Origin of the sequence: Mesorhizobium sp. M0571 (assembly GCF_040320985.1) — a bacterium.
Classification (GTDB): Bacteria; Pseudomonadota; Alphaproteobacteria; order Rhizobiales; family Rhizobiaceae; genus Mesorhizobium.
Genome location: NZ_JAMYQT010000120.1, coordinates 1 through 2,796 on the forward strand (window position 1 = coordinate 1; position 2,796 = coordinate 2,796).

Genomic DNA, 2,796 nt, shown 5'->3' on the forward strand with positions numbered 1-2,796 from the left:
CGCGCTCTGGCGTTGGAGCGACAAAGCCCCCTTGCCTCACCTTGATTGATGAAAATCGGCTTTCGCGGTGACGCATTTGATAAGCGCGCCAACAGGTGCACTGGGAATTTCTCGCCGACGAGCCTAAAAACGCCTACGAAAAGACGAACGGGGATTGGCATTATCTACCCGTCGGTGAGACATCAGGGCAGCATTTGCCTGGCGGCGTTCTATCCCGATTTCGTCCAAAATCTCAGACAAGGCGGCATCTGGCGCCTTGAATGGCAGGGATCCTCGCTTCCTACAGTTATCAACCTATGACTCGCGACGCAGGCGCCATCCAAAAGTGTGCCTGCTCTGGGTCCGGTCGGTCGTTGTCTCCCTCAGCGCTCATGCCGTCGACGTCGGTCGCTGCGACTTCCGCTAAGACCACGCCCTCGATTCTCTGGCACATCTCCTTGATAATCCCTGATCGGTCGGCCGGTCTTCGCGCCTTCGAGATGGACGACTGCGGTCACGCCGACAAATTCTTCGCTGACCACCGAGGGATCCAAGGCAGGGCCGCAGCGGTCGAAATTTCGAGGACGCGCTCGCGCATGCGCCAGGTCGTTCTTTTTCAGTGAAATGAGCGTTGCAGAATCGTTTTTCATAAGCCAGTATCGTTTTTCATACGATTTGCTCATCATAACCAAATTTCACGATGCAATCACAAACTTCATGAACGTCCCGGATCAGCATCAATTTTCAGGCCCTATTACCGTTTTTCAGGAAATCCGCCTTCCTGAAAAGGCGACACCCGCCGGGTACAGCGCCCTGATCGACGGGTACAAGATCGCCGTGCCGCTGCCGCGCACGCTTTCCGCTATCGGTGAGCACCACCGCATAATCGAGCAGGACGGCTGGCGCATCATGACACCGCGCCACGCCCCTCGCCCGACGCTTGAAGGCCACCTGACCTTCGCCCTAAAATATGAGGGTCTTGATCTTGCTGTCATAAACCGGTTATTCCTGGCAACAGGTCCCGGGCCGATCGAGGCGCTCGTGCGCGAAAGCCCGACCGGGAGTTACGCTCGCCGCATCTGGTTCCTTTATGAGTGGCTGACGGGCATGCGCCTGGATCTTCCCGACGCAGAAGCCGGACGGTACGTTCCGGTTATCGATCCTGGGCTGCAGTGGGCTGCGCCGGACAAGACTGCTTCCCGCTACCGCGTAAAGGACAATCTGCCCGGCACACCCAATTTCTGCCCGATGGTTTTTCGCACGAAACTTCTCGAAGAGTTCATCGGCCTCGACCTGCCGCAGCGCGCGCAGGCGATCCTCGCGGAGGTGCCGCGTCACCTTCTCGCGCGGACCGCAGCCTTCCTTTTGCTCAAGGATTCGCGGTCGAGCTACGCGATTGAGGGCGAGCGTCCGCCGCGGGACCGCATCCAGCGCTGGGGCCGCGCCATTGGCGAGGCTGGCCGCCAGCCGATTGATCGCGATGAGCTGCTTCGCCTGCAACGGATCGTGCTCGGCGACGCCCGTTTCGTGAAGCTCGGGTTCCGGCAAGAGGGCGGCTTCGTCGGCGAGCATGACCGCGACAACCGCATGCCCCTGCCCGATCATATCAGCGCCCGGCCCGAAGACCTGGCGTCGCTCATCGACGGGATGGTTGCTTTCGACCGCGGCCCAGCGCAGGGCCTCGATGCTGTAATCGCCGCGGCGATCCTCGCCTTCGGCCTCGTCTACATCCACCCTTTCGAAGATGGTAACGGCCGCATTCACCGCTACATGATTCATCACGTCCTTGCCGCCCGCGGCTTCAACCCGCCCGGGGTCGTGTTTCCCGTCTCGGCCGCGATTCTGGAGCAGATCGATGAGTACCGGCGGGTGCTCGAGAGTTATTCGCGGCGCCTGCTGCCGCTGATCGAATGGGAGCCGTCGCCGCAATTCAACGTGCGGGTCTTGAACGACACGGGCGACTTCTATCGCTTTTTCGACGCCACACCACACGCTGAATTCCTCTACGCCTGCGTCCAGCGGACCGTGGAGCAGGACCTTCCCGAGCAGACCGCCTTTCTGCGCCGCTATGATCAGTTTCGGCAGCAAGTCGATGCCTTCATCGATATGCCCGAACGCACGACCGACCTGCTCTTTCGTTTCCTCCACCAGAACGACGGTCATCTCTCCAGCCGTGCCCGCGAAAAGGAGTTCGCAGCGCTAACTGATGACGAGTCAGATCGAATCGAGGAGATCTACCACCAAACATTCGGCTCCGGCTTGAGGTAACGAGGTGTTGTGGACCAATGTAATGCGGCACTTTCGCGACCCCGGACAATCGGTGACGCTCAAACGGGGCAAATGGATGTCTTTAGGGCGTTGCCGCCCGCTTGTTGCATAGCGTCAGTAGTGACTACCTACCGCCACCCTAGAAGCTCGCGGATCGGGTGATCACCGCAGGTCTCGTGGAATCCTGTTTCCGTCGTGCGCCATGCCGGCGTCGAGCAGAATGCGGTCGCTACATTCTCCGTGCTTTCCTGCTCGAATTTTCAGCAAGTCGGCGATTCGATAGCCCCTGGACTCGCAGCCGCTGGGCGAAAAACAATTTCAAGGCGCATCGCCCTGGTGAACGGAAGGAGGGGGCGGCAGAACGGCGGTGACTGGAAGCTTGCCGCAATACAGCAGCCTGGCTGATGTGCTTGCCTTCATTGAGATGTGAGATGTCTGCCCAGAGGTTGTTCAGGTTTCTCGCTACCACTCGAAGGCCAGCCCGCCCCTTCCGCGCGCTTCTTTCCCCCAACGCGCGTTGAGTTAACACTATACCACCGGCTTCCACCG

The 2,796-nt window shown here is 59.8% G+C and carries 3 protein-coding genes; 2 read left to right on the forward strand and 1 reads right to left on the reverse strand.

Going from position 1 to position 2,796, the window contains the following annotated elements; genetic code table 11:
• The first annotated feature begins 48 nt into the window (after positions 1 to 48).
• On the forward strand, positions 49 to 300 hold the full coding sequence (locus NKI85_RS37505) for an RES family NAD+ phosphorylase (RefSeq protein WP_352780900.1): 252 nt from the start codon (positions 49 to 51) through the stop codon (positions 298 to 300).
• 62 nt (positions 301 to 362) lie between these two features.
• Here the strand turns inward: NKI85_RS37505 and NKI85_RS37510 are convergent, their stop codons facing one another.
• Positions 363 to 665 carry a hypothetical protein gene (locus tag NKI85_RS37510; RefSeq protein WP_352780903.1) on the reverse strand — a complete coding sequence of 101 codons (303 nt, stop codon included), beginning with the start codon at positions 663 to 665 and terminating at the stop codon, positions 363 to 365.
• A gap of 31 nt (positions 666 to 696) precedes the next feature.
• On the opposite strand from NKI85_RS37510, the gene NKI85_RS37515 reads away from it, so the two are divergent.
• A complete protein-coding gene (locus tag NKI85_RS37515; protein WP_352780906.1) occupies positions 697 to 2,247 on the forward strand; it encodes a Fic family protein in 1,551 nt (516 codons plus the stop codon).
• The last annotated feature ends 549 nt before the right edge of the window (positions 2,248 to 2,796 follow it).